This window comes from Lentisphaerota bacterium, assembly GCA_016873675.1.
Lineage (GTDB): Bacteria > Verrucomicrobiota > Kiritimatiellia > RFP12 > JAAYNR01 > VGWG01.
Map to the genome: position 1 here is coordinate 1 of VGWG01000029.1, position 21,996 is coordinate 21,996.

Here is a 21,996-nt window from a genome sequence, read left to right on the forward strand (position 1 = left end):
CGCTGATGACGACCGGCCAAATCTCATCGCTCATTCCCGAACGATGGGTGCGCCAGGCATCAACTCTTCCCGCTGGTTGACCCGGTCCTCGCCGCCCGGCAGACATGCGGTTGGTGAGACGCTTACGCCACGGCCGCACTCCCCGCGGCAATATCGGCCAGGGTCACCGATCCCACGTCTTCGGCGCGAATACGTCCGGCGGTTTTCTCGGCGATCCACTCCCGCAGGTTGGAGTGTTGGTAGCCGAATGTGGAGTCGCGCGCAAATTCAGTTTTTGAAACGGGCGTCGGCCGATCATTCTCGATGACGTAGTGAACATCGTCCCGGGTCACCCGTCCGCCTTCCCCAAAAAACGGGATCACTAATTCGGCGTCCACCGGTCGGCTCGCCCGCTCCAGTTCCTCACGGATCACGTCGGTCTCAAGCGGATAATGGCCGCGCAGCGTGGAATCGGAGCGGCTCACGATCTCGATTTCACGGCCTGCAGTCCGGGCTGCGGCAAGGAGGTTGCGCATCAGACCCCGGTGCAGGGCTTCCGACTCCCGCGAGGTCAGGGCGCGGGAGTTGGTGAGCAGGTAAAAAAGCCGCTCCGTGCGCAGGACTTTCTCCAAGTCCGCGACAGCCCAGGTCGTCAGTACGCTCACCCCATGCACCGTCTGGGTGCCGGTGGGATCGTCATCAAAAACCACGATGGCTGGGGTGTCAATCAACGACCGCCCTCCTGCCGGAGACTTTGCAGAACATCTCTGGCGCGCTCGATGCCGAGCCGCGGGCTGGTGAGCACCGAGCGTCCGGTCAACTCGCCCATCCGGGGCGCCAGGCGCGTCATCGAAGCTTGTGCAAAGGCGATGAGATCCACCTTGCCAGCCAGTTCCCGTCCGGCATCGAAGACCTTTTCGTCGTGCACCGCCTTTTGCCCGCCATCAGCGACTCGAAAGCACCTGCCACAAGACATCGCTCGATACAGATGGCCTTGCCGGCACGATCCGCCTGCGCCCGAATCAGGTCGCAAGTCGGGCCCAGGGTGGTCGGCACCGTGGCCATGACGCCGATGCGCTGTCCATCAGCAGCGGCCTTTTCGGCCATGGCTTGATCGATCTTAATGACCGGTATCTTCACGCGCGGTGCGGCGGCATCCACGGCCGGGCCCAGCGAGGAACACAGCGACAGGATGGCAGCCGCACCTGTCTTTTCCGCTGCGACGATGTAATCGGCCATGCGGGACGTGACAGCGGGCGGAATGCCGCCGACTTTCATGACGTCCGGCAACAGCGAATCGTCCACGATGTTGATCAACCGGACTCCCGGCAGGATTTCCGCGAAGAGATCCTTCATCATCGTTTCGACGGTGAGAAAGACCATGCTGGTATGGATCAGGGCGAGGGTCTGCGGCTGGCTCATGTCACGCGCTCCTTCTTTCATAAATCTGTACAGACTACAAGACCTCAAAATTATGGGGGAAGAGAAAACGCCAGTTGCTCACGCAGTCTATTTGCGCTGACCCATTTTCACCGGTTTTTCGTAATCCTCTTTCATGTCATACGGCAACTTCCAGATGTTTCCCTCTTCATCTCCAAAATATAATTCTGATTTGCTGAATGTGTGCGAATCGCCATCGGCCCAGAAGAAACAAAACGGCGGCTTGTAGTCAACCGGTCGGCGGACATACGAATGGCTGAACGTGCTTCCGGACGTCAATTGGAGCGTCTTTTTCCAGTTTTTGCCGCAGTCAGTGGATTCCCAGATAGCCAATTCACCCCCAACGCCCCATTTTTGTGGTCCGGGTTCAGTGGGCCCGATAACGTTCCATTTATTTTCAGAAATGTACAGGCTTCCCATATCATAATTGTGGTCTGACTGGGTGATGACGGTGGTTTCCCATTGGCGTCCCGTCCATTTTGTTAAGCACCATTCGTAGGGCGCACTTTTAGGTCCGGGTTCGTGACCGCCGCTTCGGATATAGAGGCAAATCGGTTTTCCGTCTTTATCGAAACCCATATCGTTGATATAAACATTTTTTCCTTGTGACTGATATTCCAACGCCCGCGCAGGATTTTCAGGCTGCAGCAACGGTACGTTAACCGGTTCACCTCCCGCGTTCTTCCAGGTTTTTCCCAAGTCGTCCGTCTGCAGGTAATACAGGTCAGTTCGCTTATCGACATTTCCCTGTGGGTGCCGATTGAAAAAGGTGCCCAGCGTGTTGCCGCCAAAAATAGTGCTGACCTGATAATGCCCCGACGACTCCCCTGTGTTTTCGGCAATGGCTGCAAGCAGTTGATCGTCCGTCCAATGCGTGCCATCGGCGCTGCTTTCGAAAAATAACTGCCGCGAACCGGCGTATTTGGTAAAGAAGTGAAAATATCCCAAAGCGGTGTTCCAGGGTTGCGGATACGTCATTTCCTCTTCGGTAACCTGCTCAAATTCGTTAATCGTGAGTGGTTTTTTGCTTTTGTATTTGAATCCGGGGCGTCTACGTCCGCGACCGCTGACAAAAACCCACAGGTAATCCTCGTCATCAATCATCAGGGAAGGATTGTCGTGAGGATCGTCTACCCCGGGTTTGTCGAAAACCACGGTGGGCTTTGAAACCAGGCCGGTTTTGTGGTCGAATTCGCCAATCATGCACAGCAGGTGACGCTCCTTCTCAACGGTTGTTCCTCCATAAACAAAGAAGGTCTTATCGGCTTTTGCAGAATAGATGGCCAGTGGAATATGATCGGCCGTGTAGGTGCCCAGCGCACCCGAGTATTTATCGCCGTATTCGAATCTCTGCCGGAGTTCAAACCAAATCGGACGGTAACCATCATGTTTGGTATTGTTAAGGGATTGTGCGCCGGAATTAAACCCGTTCAGCAGCACGAATACGATCAGCACGTGGTGTTTCATAATCGGAAATGGACTCCTCGCGCTAACCCGTAATGTCGCGCAGATGCACCAGGTCGAAGGCGGGCGCTTCGTACGGGTGGGCGGCCCGCAGGGCGCGGATCACGGTGGTGGCCCGATCCTCTGGGCAGAGCATCTCGACCCGGTATTCCGCGACGGACTCGACCGATCCGGCCTGACCGATGAACGGCGAACTGCCGGGCAGCGGACGGAACTGGCCCTGCCCGAGCACTTGCCACGCGCACCGGTCGTAGGCGCCCTGACGGCCGGCCCCGGCGTCGAAGAGCGCGGTCTTGACCGCTTCCAGATGGGTGGCCGGGACGTAGACGGTGAGCTTGTACATGACGGGCCTCAGGCAAGCGTGATGAGCGACTCGTCGCAGCAGGTGAGCTTTTCCAAACCAGCGGCGGTGACGGCGTAGGTGTTTTCAATTCCAACGGCACCGATGCCGGGAAAGACGAATTTGGGCTCGAGCGCCAGAATCATGTTGGCTTCCAGCACGGCGTCGGATCGCGGCGCCAGCACCGGCAGCTCGTTGATCTCGATGCCGATGCCGTGCCCGACGAACTTGGCCTGCTGTCCGAAGCCCATGAAATGGCGGGCAAATCCGGCCGATTCGGCTTGTTTCAGGGCCAGCGCGTAAAGGGTGTCGCAGCGGACGCCGGGTCGGGCGGCGGCGGCCAGCGACTCGCAGATGGCGATCGAGACCTGGTGCGCATCCCGGACGCGGCCGGGGAGGTCGCCGATGGCGTAGGTGCGGGAACAGTCGGAGATGTAGCCGGTGAAGTTGCCTCCGATGTCCGCCATGACCGTCGTGCCGGGCCTGAGCGGCGCGTCGGTGGCGCCGACGGGGATGGCCGGATCCTGCCCCGCTCCGCCCAGGGCGAAATCATACGCCGACGGCGTTTCGGCGTTGTCGCCGGCGAGCACGCTTCCCATGAACAGCTCCATGCGGCCGCCGAAGGCGCGGAATAGGCCGAGGCTGCCGCGCAGGCGGATGGCGTGCTCCAGGGCGATTGAGAACTCGAGATCGGTCATGCCCGGCCGGTAGAGCGCGGGGAACGTGGCGATGGTTTCGGCGTGCAGGCGGCAGGAGGTGCGCATACGGGCGAGTTCGTAGTCGGTCTTGACGGCCCGCGCCAGGCGAATGTGCGGGGTGCCGTTGAGCAGCTCGGCGCCGGGGAAGACCCGCGCGAGCTGGAACCATTCCGAGGCGGGGAGTTCGTCGCCCTCGAGGAGCAGGCGGGTGGGAACGGGGCGGCCGACGGCGGCGAGGTGCTCCGCAATCTGATCCGGGCGGCGGACAGCGACAGCCTCGAAACCGGGAATACGCGATGCGAAGTCGGACGGTCGGCGGAAGAAACAAACCGGTGCTCCCGATGCCGGCAGATAGAACCATCCGCCAAAAACGGTTCCAGAGGCGTAAATCAGGTCGGCGTTCAGCGTGAGGATCAACGCGTCGGCGCGCGCGGCGGCCAGCGCGGCGCGCAGCCTGTCGTGGCGGAGCGGAAGGTCGGCGAGCAATGGGGCGGGAAGTGGTTTCATGACGGCAACGGATCGACGGAGGATTTGGTTTGACGCACCGGAATGTCAAAGACGGCCTTGTAATCCACTCCCGTCATGCTGGCGGAAGCGGTCAATTGCCAATAGACGCCGTCGCAACCGCCATTGGCCGTCGTTGCGGGTTGATCGGCCGGAAGTGCGAATCGCACGGGCACCGGTGTTTCGAAAGCGCCGGACGCGTGCGTGGGCGCACAGGTCTCATCCTGCCACAGCACATCGCGGTTCGTGCTCCGGTGCTTGCCGCTTCCGGTGGTGTACTGGCGCACGCAGGTCAGCTTCAGCTCCACGTCGGCGTTGAACGGCCGCTTCGCGGGTATGCGCAGCGTGCCGGAGAGGGGTCCGCCGGTCACAACGGTTGCGGACGAAAGCGCCAGCACGCTCACGCCGAAGCGCCGGAATCGCGCCCAGCGGTGCCCGGCGATGATCGCGAGCAGCAGGCCGGCAGCGGCGGGAAGCCACGCATACCACGGAAGGAGATCGGGGGACAGCACGCGCCACTCCATCCACAGCGTCCAACCGATGTAGCCGTTCAGGACGACGGCCACGGCGACCAACCCGCAGTGCGCATAGGGGTCACGCATGGCGATTAGGCCATCACGAGTCACTTTTCTGGGGGTCAGCAGGGTTAGGCCATAGACCACGATGCCGAGGCCGACGCCGCCGAAGGCGAGCACGAAAAGATGAAAGAAGACAACGAGTTCGGGTCGGATGGTGCGGATCAGGATGGCCTCTGTCGGGTCAGCCGGATTGACCCAGCAGGTCGTGGGCTGGTTGTTTCGCTTGCAGGCATCCAGCGTCGCATGGACCCGTTGGTGGAAACGGCCGATGTTATCCGACCCGGAATGAAGCGTCACCCTTTCGCCGATGTGAGACCGGCCGTCCGCCTCGTAGCGGTAGGAAGCCGACACGCGGTAGGTTGACCCTCCCTTGGACCCGCGGGAAATGTCCAGACTGCACGCGAGCACCGTGGCCGGGGTCTCGCGCCAGGCGCGCATCGTCTCGGCGCGCAGCAGCGTGCGCACCGAAAAGAAACCGAATCCCGCGCCAACGCCCAGGAAGATTAGGCCGCATGGAATTAAAAAAGCCGCTTGTTTAGAAGACGCCATACGCGCTGCCTCCGTGCTCCCGCCCCTCCAGACCTGGGTGGGCTAAACGTGCGTTAGTGTATGCGGAAGGGGGCATGGCGTCAATTCGGGAGTAATCGGACCATCGGGAGTAAACCGTTGACATCCTGCGTCTCGGCACAGTACTATGGGTGCAAATTGGGGCTTTGCTAAGGCAGTCTCAAGCGCGCGTGGATGCGTCTCACCACACACAGGCGGCCCACACGGGCTCATCATGAAAAGATATGTAGAACGTAAAGACCGTTTTGATCTCGCCGACCGGGTGATTTTTCTGGGTGTGGCTCTCAACGTGATGCTGCTGTTGGCCAAATTCGGCGCCGGCATCTGGGGGCGTTCCGCCGCCTTGCGGGCCGATGGGTTTGAAAGCGGCTGTGACCTGTTGATCTCGGCGGCCATGTTGTGGGCGATGCGGATGAGCCGCAAGCCGTACGATCCGGACCACCCCTACGGGCACGGCAAGATCGAGAGTCTGGCGGCGCTGCTGGTCGGCATCGGCATTCTGGCCACCGGTCTGTGGCTCGTCGTCGATTCCGCCCATGTGATCATTTTTCACCAGGTCGAAACCGTCCACTGGGCGGCGCCAGCAGTCGCGCTGTTGACGGTCGTCACGAAAGAGGCGGCGGCCCGATACACCCGCATCCGCGCGAAGCTGCTGGGCAGCCCCACGCTGGAGGCGCTGGCGGCGGATCACCGCAAGGACGCCCTCTCCTCGGTGGCGACCGCGGTCGGCGCGGGCGCGGCGGCGTGCGGGTGGTTCTACTTCGATCCGGCGATGGCCGCAGTGACGGCGGTGTTCATCATCCGCATGGGGGCGGGTACGTTCAAGCAGGCGTTTGACGATCTGATTGACGCCGCGCTGCCGCGCGTCGCGCTCGAGGCGATCCGGCAAGACGCGGCCGCCGTCGCGGGGGTGGAGCATGTTCATGAGATCCGCGGCCGCCGTTCGGGGCAATTCCTCATCATCGACCTCAAGCTGGAAATCGACCCACAGATGACCGTGCTGGCCTCGCACGCCATCGCCGACTGCGTGAAGCAGTTGGTTTTCCGCAACCACCCGGAGGTGGGCGACGTGATGATCCACGTCAACCCGCACGACGACGGCGCGCATCGCGATCTGATCCGGCTGTGACGCCGCTCAGACGACGCCGCCGGAAATGCCGAGGGGGAGGACGCAGGAGGCGAAGACGTGCTCCTGGAACAGCGTGGTCTTGACCGGGATGGTGTGTCCGCGGAGCTGGCGAAAGGCGTTGAGCCACTGTCCGGTGACCGTCATGCTCAGGGTTCCTGTGGCGGCATCCAACTCGCAGACGCGCAAATCGCTCGGGCTGTAACGGATGCCCGTGCCCAGAGCCTTGGAGAGCGCCTCCTTGGCGCACCAGAACCGGAGAATGGCGATGGGGCCTTCGCCGGAGCGCGCGGCCAGCTCGTGTTCCTCGGGCGTAAAGACCCCGCGGGTGAGGTCTTCGCTCAGTTCGCGACCGATCCGCTCGACGTCGATGCCAATTCGGGCATTGGCAACGATAGCGGCGGCGATGAGGCCCGGGGTGTGGGCGATCGACAAGTCGATGAACAGGGGTGTCTTGTCTTGCCAAGCACCGTGCGGATGCGGCTTGCCCGAGTCGTCCGCCCAGATGGGAATGTCTGAGGAGGCCCACAATTGCTGATGGCAATCGAGCAGGTAGCGCCGGACGCAGTCCTTCGCGACGCCCCGGCCCAGCAGCCATTCGACGCGGCGTCCCGGCGCCCCCGTCATCGAGAACCATTCCTCGCGTTCGGCGGCATTGAGGATCGTGAAGGCCAGCGCCTGAAGCCAGATTTCCTGGTTTATCTCGAACAGCGGCGGCGGGATGTCGGCCACGATGCCGCCGACCACCGATGCGGCCACGTTGCCAAACAGCGATTTAGGCAACGCCTGGGAGAGATAACTGTCACGCGGGCGCATGATGAGGCGGTGAAGCGGTTGGGGCATCCGGCACTGGAGATCCTCCCAGCCGGTGATATCGACGAGCATCCGACCGTGTCCGTCGGTGACTTGGATGTTGGCGACGTGCGATTTCGGGGTGGTGTCCTTGATCCTCAGGTAGCAGCGCAGGGAGGCGCCCTCAGCCAGTGCGGCCGTCAGGAAACGGATGCTGCGGATATGGAACGGCATGGAGAGTGATCCGTTGAACGGCTCGGCCGCATTCCACAGCATCACGCCCGATCCGATGCCGTCGAGAATCTGCGGCCAGCAGGTGAACAGGGGGATCGGCGTGTGTCGGACCAGACCCGCGCGCGGCAGGACCGCCAGCTCGTAGTCCAGACCGTCCGCGCCGCGCTGGGTGACGCGGCGCACGGACTGCAAGAGCGGACCCTGAATCAGGCGGTCTGGATAGATGTCGCTTCCGGTCCAGTCGGCCGGTTTCGGATCCTGCAGCGGTGGCGGCAGGATGCGTTCGTCACGCGCCGATGAATTCGTGAACAGGAATGTCGCCTCGGCGAAATGCGTGGCAAACTGCAAGGACTCATCCGGATCGAACAGGCGCGCCTGTACGGCGATCGTCCGTTTGTCGTTCCACTCGACAACCTCCGCCTTGATGTTCAGCTGTTTGGCGTTGCGCACGAATCCGACCCACCGCTGCGCCCGGATATTGAGCGCCTGGGCGAGCCGTTTACGCGGCACCAGCCGACGCGCCGCTTCGGCCATCAGCTCCAAACCGGTTGTGATCGAGAGAACGGTGAGACCATGCAGCGGTGTTCCTGATGGCGCCGATCGGTCGGTGCCGAGCGAACAATCGCGGATGAACGGGTAGTCGTCGGGTGAAAGGGTTTTGAGCAGCTCAATCGAGACGCCTCGCTTTTCGGCGACGACCTCGGCCGCCACGAGAAGCGGGCACTCGGCGCCGAAGTCGCCGCGTCTGAGCATCGCCGGGAGGGAGAAGGTGTGCGTCCGCACATCGGGGCGTCCGGCGACCGTGAACGGAAGATCAAACGGGCGGATCTCGGGGAGTGCGGAGGCCAGCCTCACGGCCGCTTCGGTGCGCGGCGGCACCGCATCGGGCCGATCAAGCGCGAGGAGGCGCGAGTTGCGGGTGCGGTGGAGTTCCGCTGCGTTGCAGCCGACACCGTGCGCCGCCAGTTGAGCCAGAACATGATGAAGCTGCAGCACATCGGAACGATGGATGCGGTTGGCCGCCAGAGCCAGATGCGGCCGGTCGCCAAGCTGCTCACCAATCTGGGGCGCGAGCAGGCCGCGGGCGCCAACCTCGATGAAGATGCGGATGCCGTCCGCATACATGGCCTCGATGGTCTGATCAAACAGGACGGTTTGCGTCCATTGTCCGAGGCAGGCGGCGACCACGCCCGAAGCCCGGCTGGGCATGACGGCGGCGCTGGCGCAGGAGTAGAGCGGGAGGGTCGGCGGCTGGGTGATCCAGGTCGAGAGGTGTTGCTCGATCGGCGGCAGGCCGTGCGCGAACCAGGGGGTGTGGCCGGGGAGACGGCTTTGCATGACCGTGTGGCGGATGCGGTCCCGGTCAAGTTCGGCGCGGATCTCGGACACACTATCGGGCGCGATCGCCAGAAGCGTGAACGAGGGGCCGTTCTGCATGGCGGGGGTGATGCGTCCGGGATAGCGGGCGACCCAGTCGGCAATTCGCTCACGGCTGCAGGCGCCCTCCACAGCGAGGATCACCGCCTCGGGGATGCGGGGATGATTGTCGAGTTGCGAAAGCAGCGAGATGCCGTCGCGCAACATGGCGATCCGGCGTGTGCGGGCAAGCGCGCCATAGCAGCCGGCGGCCTCGAGCGCGGCGAACTCGCCGATGCTATGGCCGACGACGGCGTCGGGCCGGATATCGAACCGATTCAAGAGGCGGGCCAATGCGGTGTTGGCGGTGTGCGCGGCGAGCATGGCACCAGTCAGGGTGAAGAGCGGGTTGCCGGGCGCGCCGCGCGAGGCGGGCGAGGCGGGGAAGACCCATTCGCTCATCGGCAGCATGTCGGGAAAGCCTGCGCAGACGTCGTCGGTCTCGTCAAATGCGGCACGACAGCACGGAAAGGCGATACAGATGTCGCACAACATCTGCGGATAGGGCGACAGCTCGCCGGGAAAAACGAAGGCGATGCGGCCGCCCTGCTGTTCGAGCCGCTCCCGGGTGTAATAGAGGCCCGATTTGTCTCGGATGCGCGACACGCCCTCGCGCAGTTTGCGCTCGGCGATGCGAAGCTTGTCGCGCAAATCTGCGACGGACGTGGCGACCACCGCCAGGACGGCCGGGAGCTGGCGTGCCATTTGCGCGGTGGTGAAGGCCATATCGGGGAGGGCGACAACGGGAGCATGGTCGAGAAAGGTCAGCGCCTGAACGACCGCGCCGTGCAGTTCAGCGTCGGTCGGCGCGCCGATCAGGCACAGCTCCGAGTCAAACACCGCATGAACCGAGCGTTTCGGGGTCATGGCGCCTCCGGGTGTTCTTCGAGGAGGCAGTGGGCGGCGAGGCGCTCGCTATCCCACGCGCTGACGCCGGCCCGGCGGGGCGAGAGGTTGCGGCTGTGGATCCACGGACGGGGCTCGGACGCAAGGTAGAACGGCGCGTCGGGTTGCGTCAACCGGGGGTGGGGGCGTTCAACGGCGATGGTGGGCGGGATGACCCGACGCGCGAGCGCCCAGGCCGACTTGCAGACACCGGCGAGGCCGGAGGCGGCCAACGTATGCCCGATCGATGCCTTGGCCGTCCCGAGCGCAAGCGTGCGGCGAAAGCCCTTCCGGCCGCCAAAAATGGAACTCAGCGCCTCCAACTCAGCCGCATCCTCGGTGGCGATTCCCGAACCATTCGTCTCAACATAGGCGCAGGTTTCGGGGGACGCATCTGCCTCGCGAGACGCCTCGCGAATCGCCCGCTCGATGATCGTGGCGGCGTCACCTTCGGTTGCCGGAGATTTCACGCCCGAGGCGATCGAGACGCTTTTGATCAGCGCATAGATCCGTTCGCCGTTGCGCTCGGCGTCGGCGCGCCGGCGCAGCACAAGCACCCCGCCACCCTCTCCCGGGAGCGTGCCCGCCGCATCACGGCTGAAGGGCTCGGGTGTTCCGACGGGGGTGAGGGGATAGATGGCCGCGATGCCGAAAAGCGCGGCGAGCGAGATGGGACCTTGAAGGGCTGCCGCGAGCGCCAAATCGCTACGGTGCGCGAGCAGATCGTCGGTTGCCGCCCGGATCGCCGCCAAGGCCGAGACACTCCCCGCATTGACGACGACGGCGGTGCCTGAGAACCCGAAGCGGCTGGCGGTTTGCGCCGCGAGCGCATGCGGGAATGCCTGCCGGAAGACCGGCTCGCCGACCGGCGGCAACGCCTGTCTGAGGTGCTTGAGAAGCGCGAGACGGTCGTTTTCCGAGGCGTCCGGGAAGAAGCGGTGCAGCAGGGCGCTGATCTGGTCGGCGACGAACGTCTGCATCAGCCAGGCGGTCGAGGCTGGCGTGAACGGGGGCGCGTAGCCCACGGCCAGGGAGACGCGTCCCGCCGGGGCGTTGCGTACCGTGAAGCCCGCATCGCGGAGCGCCTCGGTGGTCAATTGCGCGAGAAACAGCGCATCGGGATCATCGCTGCCGATATCGCCCTCCGCCAGGACCGGCAAATCGGGGTCCACGGCGTACAACCCCTTCAGGTATGCGCCCCGGCGTGTCGGTAGGCAGTCGAAACGGGATGAAGATGGATCAACAACCCGCAGCGCGGCCGGATCGGGATGATCCGAAAAATCGGCGCGGCACGCCATGGCTTGATCCCAGAGCGCAGCCGGTCCCGAGACGCCGGCGAAACGGCATCCCATGCCGACAATCGCAATAGCCTCTGCGTCTGCGCGGGGTGTGGCCATGAGAAGAGAGTAGCCCGACAGAGGCGGATGAGCAAGGATAAACGGGTATCCTCAGCCCGTTCCGCCGCTACAGCCGCTGGGTGGTCATGCCGCCGTCAATAAGAATCACTTGGCCGGTGGAGTAGGGGAGATCGCCGCGGGCGAGGGAGGTGACGGCGCGGGCGATGTCGTCGGGGGTGCCCCAGCGCTGGAGGGGAATGCCGCCATTGGCGATGATGGCGTCGTACTTGGCCTTGACGCCTGCGGTCATGTCGGTCGCGATCACGCCGGGGCGGATCTCGTAGACCTGCAGTCCGTACTCGGCCAGCCGCATGGCCCAGAGCTGCGTCGCCATCGAGACGCCAGCCTTGGAGATGCAGTACTCGCCGCGATTGACCGAGACAACGGTGGATGAGATCGATGAGATGTTGATGATGCAGCCGACAAAGTCGGGAGTCGCCTGCTTCTGCTCGATCATCCAGTTCGCCGCAATCTGGGTCATAAAGTAGGACCCTTTGAGATTGATCGACATCACAAAGTCGAACGACGCCTCGGTCGCCTGCAGGATGTCGTTGCGCTCCTTCGGCGCAACGCCTGCGTTGTTCACGAGGACGTTGAGACGGCCGAAGGTCTGGCGGATCCGGGCGATGAGCGCGGCACGCTGCGAACCGTTTGAAATGTCGCAGATTGCGTAGAGGACGGATGCGCCGCGTGCGCGGAGGGCATCGAGCGCCTCGGCGCAGTCGGCCTCGGGGCGAACATCGCCAATGGCGATGTCAAAGCCCGCATCGGCCAGACGGAGGGCGCAGCCGTAGCCGATCCCCCGCGAACCGCCGGTGATGAGTGCAACAGGTTTGTTCATGGTTACTCCTGCTTAGGCTTTCAGGACCGGGAGGGTGACCCAGGCCCGCTTGCTGGACGATTCGAGGCCCTTCTCGGCGAGCTGCACGCCTTTGGCACCCTCGAGCAGGGACCAGCGGAACGGCTCGTCGAGCGCGATATGGCGCAGGAACAGCTCCCACTGCACCTTGAAGGCGTTTTCGAAGCTCATCTGATCGGGCATCTTCTGCCAGTCGTCGAAGAAGTTGATCGGCTGCGGGATGTCGGGGTTCCACACGGGCCGCGGCGTGGCGCCGTAGGGCTGGATGAAGACGTCTCGCAAGGTGACGACGGCTGAACCTTGGGTGCCGTCGACCTGGACGGTCAGCAGGTCGTCGCGCCGGACACGGGTACACCACGAGGAGTTGAAGTGGACGATCACGCCGTTCTCCAGCTCAAAGGTCGAGTAGGCGGCGTCGTCGGCGGTGCAGGGATATTTTTTGCCGTTCTCGTCGACCCGCTTTTTGATGTGCGTGGCCGCGAGGCAGGAGACCGCCTTGATCGGGCCGAACAGGTTGTCAATCACATAACGCCAATGGCAGAGCATATCGATGACCATGCCGCCCCCGTCCTGCTTGCGGTAGTTCCAGCTCGGGCGCTGGGCCGGTACCGTGTCGCCCTCAAACACCCAGTAGCCGAATTCTCCCTTGACGGACAGAATCTCGCCGAAAAAGCCGCGCTCCATGAGCGTCTTGAGTTTGAGGAAACCGGGAAGCCACAACTTGTCCTGGACCACGCCGTTCTTCACGCCCGCTTTTTTGGCGAGGGTGTACAGCGCGTAGGCATCCCGCGTGTTCGTCGCGGTCGGCTTCTCGCAATAGATGTGCTTGCCAGCGGCGATCGCCTGCTTGACGGCCGGGATACGCAGATTGGTGCCCTGGGCGTCGAAATAGACGGGATAGGCGGGGTCCTTCAGGACGCCCGCGAGATCAGTGGTCCACTTCGTCACACCCGACAGCTCGGCGAGCTTCTGCAGCTTGATCGGATTGCGGCCGACCAAGATTGGGTCGGGGACGATGAACTCGGTGGGGGAGACCCGGACACCGCCCTGCTTGATGATCGGGAGGATCGAGCGGAGGAGATGCTGGTGGGTGCCCATGCGTCCCGTGACGCCGTTCATGATGATGCCGATGGTGTGGATCTTGATGTCGCCCATGGGACGCCTTTCGTAACGGGTGATTAGACGATTTCCGTGTTGGTACACTGCGGCCTGGCGCCCGCAGGCAGGGGCGGTGCGTCCACGCCTGCCTTGGGAAGGGTGCCAGCGAGTTCCTGCCGCCAGTGCGCGACATCGCCAGCGGGGCCGTAGATGTAAATGAAGCGGGCGCTGGTCGCGCCGACATTGGTGATCTGATGAAAGACGTGGGGCGGGATGTAGACCGCCTGCCCCTGAGAGAGGATCTCGCGTTCGGTGCCCAGACAGACCTCGACCGTCCCCCCCAGCACGAAATAAACCTCTTCCTGCTCCTGATTGTGCCACGGGGTCTGGCCGCCGTCCGGGGCCAGGGTGATGTAACCGGCTGCGAAGTTTGTGGCCTGGATTGGTGAAGCGCCCCCAACCAGATTTTGGGTCCGGCGGCGGGCGGGATAGCATCGCCCCTGAATGGTCGCTAGATCGGCACGTGTCATAAAATTATAAAGTTAGAGTGGACAATCCATCGGCATTCCGATTACGCTTGAATGCCGTGTTAAAACCGGTGTTCATGTTACAACAGACGCAGTCAGGCGTCAACAGCAAGAGGATCGTTGTGATGGATCAGCTATTTACAAAACGCATTGTGCCGGTCGTGGTGTTGGATCAGGTTGAGCAGGCGGAGCCTTTGGCCGAAGCGCTGTTGCGTGGCGGGCTGCCGGTGATGGAGATCACATTCCGAACGCCTGCGGCGGCGGCGGCGATCAAGCGGATCGCGACGCGCTATCCGGAGGTCCGCCTCGGCGCGGGGACGCTGCTCACAGCCGAGCAGATCGAGCGGGCGGTCGAGGCCGGCGCGACCTTCGGGCTGGCGCCGGGGTTTAACGCGGCCAACGTCAGACGAGCGCACGAGTTGGGGATGCTGTTCCTGCCGGGCGTGATGACCCCTTCGGAGATCGAGGCCGCGCTGGCACTGGGGCTGAAAGCACTCAAGTTTTTCCCGGCCGAGGCGGCGGGCGGCGCAGCGATGCTCAAAGCGCTGGCCGGGCCGTACGCCCACACCGGCGTGAAATTCGTTCCCACCGGGGGAATCCACGCGAAGAACATGGGGGCGTATCTGGCGCTGCCCACGGTTGCGGCCATCGGTGGCTCCTGGATGGTCGAGAAGGCGCTGATCAACGAGGGCCGCTGGACCGAGATCGAGCGGCTCACGCGCGAGGCCGTCGCGGCGGCGGCTTCGTGAGACGGGGTATCCGCAGTCAACCGTCCGCTGTGTTTAGGATGCGCTTATGTCGGAAAACAGGCACTTTATAGGACCGCACGTTTCGGCCGCAGGCGGGGTCGATCACGCGCCGATGGCGGCCCGGGCGGTGCAGGCGACTGGTTTCGGCCTGTTCGTCAAGAACCAGAAGCAGTGGCACGCACCGGCGCTGACGGTGGAACAGCAGGCTCGGTTCGGCGCGGCGATCCATACGGCTGGCTACACGGCGACTCAGATTTTACCCCACGCGGGCTACCTGATCAATCTGGCCAATCCCGACCCCGACGCGCATGCGCGCTCACTGGGCGCTTTGATTGACGAGATGAAGCGCTGCCAGGCGCTCGGGCTGATCATGCTGAATCTGCATCCGGGAAGCCATCTGCACAAACTGCCCGTGGAGGCGGCCTTGGATCGGGTCGCGGAATCGATCAACCGCGCGCTCGTCGAAACGGCCGAAGTCGCGGTGGTGATCGAAAACACTGCGGGTCAGGGCGGCTGTCTGGGCGTGACCCTGGCCGAGTTGGGCCGCATACGGGAACGGGTGGAGGACGCCTCGCGCCTGGGGTTCTGTCTCGACACCTGCCATGCCTGGGCGGCCGGCTACGACATACGGACGGGGGACGGCCTGCGGCGGCTGCTGGATGAATTCGAGCGCGAGGTCGGCCCGGCTGACCGCTATCTGCGCGGAATGCACCTCAACGACACCCAGCACGCGCTCGGTTCGCGGGTGGATCGGCATGCGCCGCTCGGCACGGGCGCGATAGGCTGGGAGCCGTTTCGCGCGCTGCTGCGGGACCCCCGTTCCCGGGGCATTCCGCTGATTATTGAAACGCCCGACGAATCGCGCTGGGCTGGGGAGGTGGCCGAGTTGCTGGCGGGGATCTAAATTTCTGCCCCTGCTGCAAAAAAAAGAACACTTTTCGCAAAAACCGCAAGAAATCAGCGAAATGTGATGCGTTTGCCCTGGGGTCTAAAAACCTTGACCTTGACCCCGCGCCGTTCACCCGGTATCTTACTGCATCGTTAAGCGGGAAAGACGGATTTTTGACAGCCGTCTTTTCGCAGGAATGTGTCAACACCGAGAGTGGAGCCTATCGTTATGGCGATTTTACAGCGTGCTGTCTTTGTGGAACTCGATTATGCCGTTTTGCACGGGATGAAGGACTATGCGGATGCGGCAGACGCCGTTCTCGCGCCGCATGGGATTCGGGTTGACCCGGTCGTTTTCGCGCGGTATTTCTGCGGCAAGACGGGATCGGGCGCCGTCTCGGCCGTCCTGGCGAAGGCAGGCGTCTCGGCCGAAGCGGGTCCGCTGGCGACGCAGATTCTCGAGGGGTTTAAGACGGCATTGATCGCGCGTGTCCCCGCCGTCAAGGCTGTCTGCGGAAAGTTTACCCCCGCGCTGCTCGCCAAAGAGACGCGTCTCATTTGGGTGACACAGCTTCCCGAAGCGGAGGTCGTCGCGATGCTCGGCGATGAGATCAAGGAGGGTGTTCAGGTCATCACCGAGCCGTGCCAGCATACCGGGTGTTACGGGTGGGAGAACTGGCGCCGGATGTGCCGCAAGCTGAATGTCTACGAGCGCCTGTCCATGGCGGTCGTGGGTAGCGGTCTTTCGGCGAAGGGCGCGATCACGGCCGGGCTGTACGCGGCGTCGTGCATCGACCCGCTGGCTCAGAATCAGGATTGCAGCGGCGTCGACACGATCGCCGAGACCTTCGGAGAGAGTCTGTCCAAAGAGGTGTTGCGGATTCTGTGGCAGAAGGTGTGAGGGGGATGGACAACGACGCACAGCAGCGGATTCCTGGCGGCGGCATGGCGCGACTCCAGGCGGTGATGGCGCGGCTGCGGGGTCCGGAGGGATGCCCGTGGGATCGTGAACAGACGTTGGAGACGCTCAAGCCATGCCTGCTTGAAGAGGTCCATGAGTTGCTCGAAGCCATGGAGGAGGGGACGCCGGGTCCACACCTGGAAGAGCTCGGCGACGTGCTGCTGCAAATCGTCTTCCAGAGCCACATTCGCGCCGAGCGTGGGGAGTTTGCGCTGGACGATGTCGCTCACACGATCTGCGACAAGCTGGTGCTGCGCCACCCGCATGTCTTCGGCGATGTGCCGGTGACCGGCAGCGCCGACGTGCTCAGGAACTGGGAAGCGATCAAGAAGATTGAGAAAAGCGAGCGCGTCTCGGTGCTCGACGGCGTGCCCCGCTCGCTCCCGGCGCTCCTCCGCGCGCAGCGGATGCAGTCCAAGGCGTCACGCGTCGGGTTCGACTGGCCCGACGCGGCGGGGCCGCTGGCCAAGATCACCGAAGAGGCCGCCGAGCTTCGCGAGGCGGCCGCTGCAGGCGCGTCGATCGAGGCGATCCGCCATGAGGCGGGCGACCTGTTGTTTTCCGTGGTCAACCTGTGCCGTTTCCTGGAGGTCGATGCCGAGCAAACCCTGCAGGCCTGCTCCGACCGCTTCAGCCGCCGATTCCGCCGCGTCGAAGCGTGCGCCAAAGCCGATGGGGTGGAGATGAAGGACTGCCCCCTCGAGCAGCTCGACCGCTACTGGGAGGTCGCCAAGCGGGAGGAATAGGGGCGGCGCTTGCAAACCCCCTTCGGGGGTGTTTGCAAGAGAGAAGGCAGAATACAGAAGACATAGGGTCTGTGGGGACGGGTCTATGTGGACAGAGAACGAGTAGCGCCAGAATTGTGGGGCTCGTCATGCTTGCATTTGGTGGCGGAATAACTGTATGGAGCCTCTTCTTTGTTGACGGGTGGCGTATTGTCTATGACTCTCCTCCGATGCAGGCTCACTAACACTATTCGCGGAGAAACAATGAAACGGCTGATATTCCTTCCGATTGTCTTCGGGTTGGCCATCCGCGCAACCGCCCGTGAGAGGAGTGTTGATGAGCGCCTGGCGCAGTATGGCGCCTCCGTACAGGAACGCCTGGCGCCGTTGTTTGTCGCGTCGGGTGTGGCCTATCCCCCATGCCAGGTGACGCTCATCGGACTCAAGGCGGAGCGCGAACTGGAGGTGTATGCAGCCGGGACCAATGGCGAGTACCGCTTCATCCGTTCCTACCCCATTCTTGCCGCCAGCGGAGGCTTGGGGCCCAAGTTGCGTGAAGGAGACCTGCAAGTTCCCGAAGGAATGTATCGGATTGAGTCGTTGAATCCCAATAGCCGCTTTCATCTGTCCCTGCGGCTCAACTACCCGAATGAGGCCGACCGCGCTCAAGCCCGGAAGGAGGGTAGAAGAAATCTGGGAGGAGACATTATGATCCATGGCAATGCCGTATCGATCGGCTGCCTGGCCATGGGTGATGCGGCTGCCGAAGAACTGTTTGTCCTCGTCGCGCGCACGGGACTGCGAAATACCCAGGTGATTCTAAGTCCGGTGGATTTCCGGGTACGCCGCGTCCCCGCAATCAAGGCGGGCGCACCGCCGTGGGTGGACGCCCTGTACGGATCGATCAAGAACGAACTCAGCCAGTACAAGAAAAAGCAAAACGCCGAACCAACTGCGGCACAGCCACCTGCGGCCCTGCGAACGGGGCCTCCGGAGGGTGCGCGCTGACGTTGCCGCCCCGGCGCATTATCGCGCCGCCCCCACCACACACCCACACACTTCCGCCTTGTCACCCGCCATCAATCGCGCTATCTTCTCCGCTGTCCGCGTGTCCGTCATTCCGCACCGTTGCCATGGGAATCCCGCATGCCGATCAGTTGGAACGAAATCCGTCAGAACGCCATCCGCTTTTCGCGCGAATGGGCCGGGGAGCACCGTGAGGATGCGGAGGCAAAATCCTTCTGGGACGAGTTTTTCGGCGTGTTCGGCGTTCGCCGGCGATTGCTGGCCACTTTCGAGGAGCCCGTCCGCAAGATCAACGGCCAGTACGGCTACATCGACCTGTTCTGGCGCGGCGTGATGCTCGCCGAGCACAAGAGCTGCGGCAAATCGCTCGACAAGGCCGAGTCGCAGGCGTTCAACTACATTCAGGATCTCGCGCGCGAGCAACGCCCCGACGACCTGCCGCGTTATGTGCTTCTGTCGGATTTCGACCGTATCGCCCTCTACGATCTCGAACCGGACGACCAGATCGAACTGCCGCTCTTCGCGGCCCGCAAATATAGCAAATCCGAGTTTTCCCTCAAAGACCTGCACAAGCACATTCACGAACTCGCCTTCATCGCGGGCTACAAGCAGCACCGCCTGCGCGAGGAGGACCCGATCAACATCAAGGCCGTGGCGATCCTCGGCGACCTCCACGACGCGCTGGTCGATGGCGGCTATGCGGGCCACGACCTGGAACGTTTTCTCGTGCGCATCCTCTTCTGCCTCTTCGCCGAAGACACCGGCCTGTTTGAGCCCGAGACCTTCACGCTCTACATCGAGAACCGCACGGCCAAGGACGGCTCCGACCTTGGCGTGCTTCTGGCCCAGCTCTTCGAGGTGCTGGACACCCCGCCCGAGCGCCGCCAGAAAAACCTCGACGAACTGCTCGCCGCCTTCCCGCATGTCAACGGCGAGCTTTTCAAAGAGCGACTGGGCTTTGCCGCCTTCAACCGCGCCATGCGCGACGCGCTGGTCAGGTGTACCGACTTCAACTGGTCGCAGATCTCCCCCGCGATCTTCGGCTCCCTCTTCCAAGGCGTGATGGATACCAAGGAACGCCGTCAGACCGGTGGCCATTACACCTCCGAGCGCGACATCCTCAAGGTCATCAACGCCCTCTTCATGGACGCCCTGCGGGCGGAGTTCGAGAAGGCCCGGCGCAGCAAGGCCATGCTCAGGCAGTTCCACAAAAAGCTCGGTGCCCTCCGCTTCTTCGACCCCGCGTGCGGCTGCGGCAACTTCCTCGTTATCACCTACCGCGAACTGCGCCTGCTGGAGATCGAGGTGCTCAAGGACCTGTTCGGCAAAGAGGTCCAGCAGGAACTCGACGTCCAGTCGCTCTCCGGCGTCAATGTGGACGCCTTCACCGGCATCGAGATCCAGGAATGGCCCGCCCGCATCGCCGAGGTGGCGATGTGGCTCATGGAACACCAGATGAACATCCGCCTCTCCGAGGCCTTCGGCCAGTACTTCGTGCGCCTGCCGCTCCGCATGTCCGCCCATATCCATCTCGGCAACGCCCTCCGGCTCGACTGGAAAGCGATCCTGCCTCCCGAACACTGTTCCTATGTGCTCGGCAACCCGCCCTTCATCGGCAAACACTACCAGACCGCCGAGCAGAAAGCCGACATGGCCGCCGTGTTCGGGAGATTCAAGAACACCGGCGATCTGGATTACGTCACCTGCTGGCACTGCCGCGCCGCCGAATACATCCAAGGCTCGGCCGTCGTGGTCGGTTTCGTGTCCACCAACTCGATCACCCAGGGCGAACAGGTGCCGCTGATATGGGGACTTCTGTTCGGCAAGTGGCGCATCAAGATCCACTTCGCGCACCGGACGTTCCAGTGGCAGAGCGAGGCGCGCGGCAAGGCCCACGTCCACGTCGTCATTATCGGCTTTGCGGCCTTCGACATTCCCGTCAAGCGGCTGTTCGATTACGACTCCGGCAACGGTTCGGCCACCGTGACCGAAACCGACAACATCAGCCCCTATCTCACGCCGGGGCCGGATGCGTTTGTCACGAAGCGGCAGACGCCGCTCTCGCCCGTCCCGGAGATGCGTTGCGGCAACAAGCCGTCCGACGGCGGCAACCTGCTTCTGACCGATGAAGAGAAGGCGGCGCTACTCGCCGCCGAGCCGGGCGCGGATAAATACCTGCGGCGTTATACGGGTTCTGAGGAATTCATCAACGGCACCATGCGCTGGTGCCTGTGGCTCGAAGGTGCCGATCCGATAGCCCTTCGTGCCCTGCCGCTGGTTCTTGGGCGCGTCGAGAAGGTGCGGGAATTTCGGACGAAGAGCACGGCCGCGCCAACCCGCAGCGCGGCGCAAACGCCTGGGCTGTTTTTTTACCGCTCGCAGCCGTCCACCGACTATATCCTGATTCCCGAGGTCTCCTCCGAACGGCGGCATTACATCCCGATCGGCATCGCCAAACCGTGGGTCGTTCCGAGCAACAAATGTTTTGTCATTCCGACATCCGACCTGTATCTGTTCGGCGTGCTGACCTCGGCCATGCACATGGCCTGGATGCGGCAGGTAGGCGGGCGGCTGGAGTCACGTTACAGCTACTCGCGCACGATGGTCTACAACACCTTCCCGTGGCCGCAATTCAACTTGCCGGTCTCTGATCGTGACGCCTTCTGCGTCCGGGAGGCGGCATCACGGATTTATTGGTCCTCGTATCACGAAGGCGGGGAAGAAGAGGACGCGGCGCTTCCGAAGGCAAAGGGGCAGACCGGCCGCCTCACCGGCGACGCGAAAAAGAAGGCCGTCGTGGAGGCGAAGGCGCAGGCCGTCCTCGATGTGCGGAAGCGGTACCCGCTCGCCACACTCGCCGATCTTTACGACCCGCTGACCATGCCCGCCGATCTGGTCAAGGCCCATGCCGACCTCGATCGCGCGGTTGACCAGTGTTATCGCAAGCAGCCCTTCACCTCCGACCGCCAGCGCGTGGAATTCCTCTTCGCCCTCTACGAGCGCTTCACCGCGCCGTTGCTGTCGGCGGAGAAGAAGGGGAAGAGGCGGGGGCATAGTCCATTGTAATCATGTCAAAATGCATGTCCGTCAGCCACGCAATTTCAGACAGGATTACAGGATTTACATGATTGGGATGGGGGACGCAAGGCCCGTCCCTTGCGGCCCTTCCGGGGGGAGAAGGGTTCAAGGGTTCAGTGGAGCCGACGGCCTGAGGCCGGATGGGAAATAGGGATGAGACAGGGTTTTTCGGGATCGAAATCGAAATCGGGACCGGTCTCGATTTCGATAAGGAGAAGCCACAACAAGGCGGTGGCGGCACCGGAATACCGTCGCCTCACCGCTGACGTTGGGCCCAAACACATGATGAAGGCGACATATCTGAGACTCCTGATTTGTGCCGGTATACTGTCTTGGGGTTCACTACCGGGTGAGACAAACCCGGCTCCGCAAGTTAGCCGAACAGCAATCCCGGCGGTCTGGTCCTCGCTGGTGACGAATACTGTCTATGGCCTGTCCCATCGATTTGGCCTTCCAGCGGCGGATGTTGAGATCGGACCGGGGGCCCTTCACGCGTTTCCTGTCACCTTGGAGATCACAAACGTTGGGACTAACGAGTGCAGGATACACACATACGGACGCAGTCCCACGAATGAAGTGGAGGCAGCAGTTCAGGTGGCGTTTGAGGTGGTCACGCAGGAAGTGTTTGACGTGATGCATTTTCATCGCACTGATGAGATCAGAAC

Annotated in this window: 19 protein-coding genes; 7 read left to right on the plus strand and 12 right to left on the minus strand. The window is 62.9% G+C overall.

The window, feature by feature from the left end:
- Positions 1-122: 122 nt before the first annotated feature.
- From FJ222_05580 to FJ222_05610, 7 genes are all read right to left on the minus strand, one after another.
- A complete protein-coding gene (locus tag FJ222_05580; GenBank protein ID MBM4163894.1) occupies positions 123-710 on the minus strand; it encodes a hypothetical protein in 588 nt (195 codons plus the stop codon).
- Positions 707-907: a hypothetical protein gene (locus tag FJ222_05585; GenBank protein ID MBM4163895.1), complete on the minus strand. Its 201-nt coding sequence runs from the start codon at positions 905-907 to the stop codon at positions 707-709. Before FJ222_05585 ends, FJ222_05580 begins: the two co-directional genes overlap by 4 nt.
- Positions 826-1,401 carry an Asp/Glu/hydantoin racemase gene (locus FJ222_05590; protein ID MBM4163896.1) on the minus strand — a complete coding sequence of 192 codons (576 nt, stop codon included), beginning with the start codon at positions 1,399-1,401 and terminating at the stop codon, positions 826-828. Before FJ222_05590 ends, FJ222_05585 begins: the two co-directional genes overlap by 82 nt.
- An 87-nt stretch (positions 1,402-1,488) precedes the next feature.
- Complete coding sequence (locus FJ222_05595) at positions 1,489-2,886, minus strand: hypothetical protein (GenBank protein MBM4163897.1); 1,398 nt, start codon at positions 2,884-2,886, stop codon at positions 1,489-1,491.
- Positions 2,887-2,908: 22 nt separating this feature from the next.
- Complete coding sequence (locus tag FJ222_05600) at positions 2,909-3,226, minus strand: NGG1p interacting factor NIF3 (protein MBM4163898.1); 318 nt, start codon at positions 3,224-3,226, stop codon at positions 2,909-2,911.
- Between the two features lie 8 nt (positions 3,227-3,234).
- A complete protein-coding gene (locus tag FJ222_05605) occupies positions 3,235-4,428 on the minus strand; it encodes an aminopeptidase P family protein (GenBank protein MBM4163899.1) in 1,194 nt (397 codons plus the stop codon).
- Entirely contained in the window at positions 4,425-5,552 is a 1,128-nt protein-coding gene (locus tag FJ222_05610) for a DUF3592 domain-containing protein (GenBank protein ID MBM4163900.1), read from the minus strand. Before FJ222_05610 ends, FJ222_05605 begins: the two co-directional genes overlap by 4 nt.
- A gap of 145 nt (positions 5,553-5,697) precedes the next feature.
- Between FJ222_05610 and FJ222_05615 the strand changes: the two genes are divergently transcribed.
- Positions 5,698-6,699 carry a cation transporter gene (locus FJ222_05615; protein ID MBM4163901.1) on the plus strand — a complete coding sequence of 334 codons (1,002 nt, stop codon included), beginning with the start codon at positions 5,698-5,700 and terminating at the stop codon, positions 6,697-6,699.
- Positions 6,700-6,705: 6 nt separating this feature from the next.
- Here FJ222_05615 and FJ222_05620 read toward each other — a convergent pair whose 3' ends face one another.
- The 5 genes from FJ222_05620 to FJ222_05640 all read right to left on the minus strand — a co-directional run bounded on the left by FJ222_05620 (position 6,706) and on the right by FJ222_05640 (position 13,907).
- Positions 6,706-10,005: a 4'-phosphopantetheinyl transferase superfamily protein gene (locus tag FJ222_05620; GenBank protein MBM4163902.1), complete on the minus strand. Its 3,300-nt coding sequence runs from the start codon at positions 10,003-10,005 to the stop codon at positions 6,706-6,708.
- On the minus strand, positions 10,002-11,420 hold the full coding sequence (locus FJ222_05625) for a polyketide synthase (GenBank protein MBM4163903.1): 1,419 nt from the start codon (positions 11,418-11,420) through the stop codon (positions 10,002-10,004). The genes FJ222_05620 and FJ222_05625 overlap by 4 nt, the downstream gene beginning before the upstream one ends.
- A gap of 67 nt (positions 11,421-11,487) precedes the next feature.
- Positions 11,488-12,261 (minus strand): 3-ketoacyl-ACP reductase, encoded by a 774-nt coding sequence (locus FJ222_05630; GenBank protein ID MBM4163904.1) that lies wholly within the window; start codon positions 12,259-12,261, stop codon positions 11,488-11,490.
- 12 nt (positions 12,262-12,273) lie between these two features.
- On the minus strand, positions 12,274-13,398 hold the full coding sequence (locus FJ222_05635; GenBank protein MBM4163905.1) for a Gfo/Idh/MocA family oxidoreductase: 1,125 nt from the start codon (positions 13,396-13,398) through the stop codon (positions 12,274-12,276).
- 59 nt (positions 13,399-13,457) lie between these two features.
- On the minus strand, positions 13,458-13,907 hold the full coding sequence (locus tag FJ222_05640) for a cupin domain-containing protein (protein ID MBM4163906.1): 450 nt from the start codon (positions 13,905-13,907) through the stop codon (positions 13,458-13,460).
- Between the two features lie 74 nt (positions 13,908-13,981).
- Between FJ222_05640 and eda the strand changes: the two genes are divergently transcribed.
- The 6 genes from eda to FJ222_05670 all read left to right on the plus strand — a co-directional run bounded on the left by eda (position 13,982) and on the right by FJ222_05670 (position 21,319).
- Positions 13,982-14,653, plus strand: a complete 672-nt coding sequence (gene eda, locus FJ222_05645) for a bifunctional 4-hydroxy-2-oxoglutarate aldolase/2-dehydro-3-deoxy-phosphogluconate aldolase (GenBank protein MBM4163907.1) — start codon at positions 13,982-13,984, stop codon at positions 14,651-14,653.
- A gap of 46 nt (positions 14,654-14,699) precedes the next feature.
- Complete coding sequence (locus FJ222_05650; protein MBM4163908.1) at positions 14,700-15,557, plus strand: deoxyribonuclease IV; 858 nt, start codon at positions 14,700-14,702, stop codon at positions 15,555-15,557.
- Between the two features lie 213 nt (positions 15,558-15,770).
- Complete coding sequence (locus FJ222_05655) at positions 15,771-16,442, plus strand: hypothetical protein (GenBank protein MBM4163909.1); 672 nt, start codon at positions 15,771-15,773, stop codon at positions 16,440-16,442.
- Between the two features lie 44 nt (positions 16,443-16,486).
- Positions 16,487-17,248, plus strand: coding sequence for a nucleoside triphosphate pyrophosphohydrolase (gene mazG / locus FJ222_05660; GenBank protein ID MBM4163910.1), 762 nt, complete (start codon positions 16,487-16,489; stop codon positions 17,246-17,248).
- A 243-nt stretch (positions 17,249-17,491) separates the two neighbouring features.
- The gene (locus FJ222_05665) at positions 17,492-18,235 is read left to right on the plus strand and encodes a hypothetical protein (GenBank protein MBM4163911.1); all 744 of its coding nucleotides are present in this window, start codon (positions 17,492-17,494) and stop codon (positions 18,233-18,235) included.
- Positions 18,236-18,373: 138 nt separating this feature from the next.
- Positions 18,374-21,319: a class I SAM-dependent DNA methyltransferase gene (locus tag FJ222_05670; GenBank protein MBM4163912.1), complete on the plus strand. Its 2,946-nt coding sequence runs from the start codon at positions 18,374-18,376 to the stop codon at positions 21,317-21,319.
- Positions 21,320-21,996: the final 677 nt, after the last annotated feature.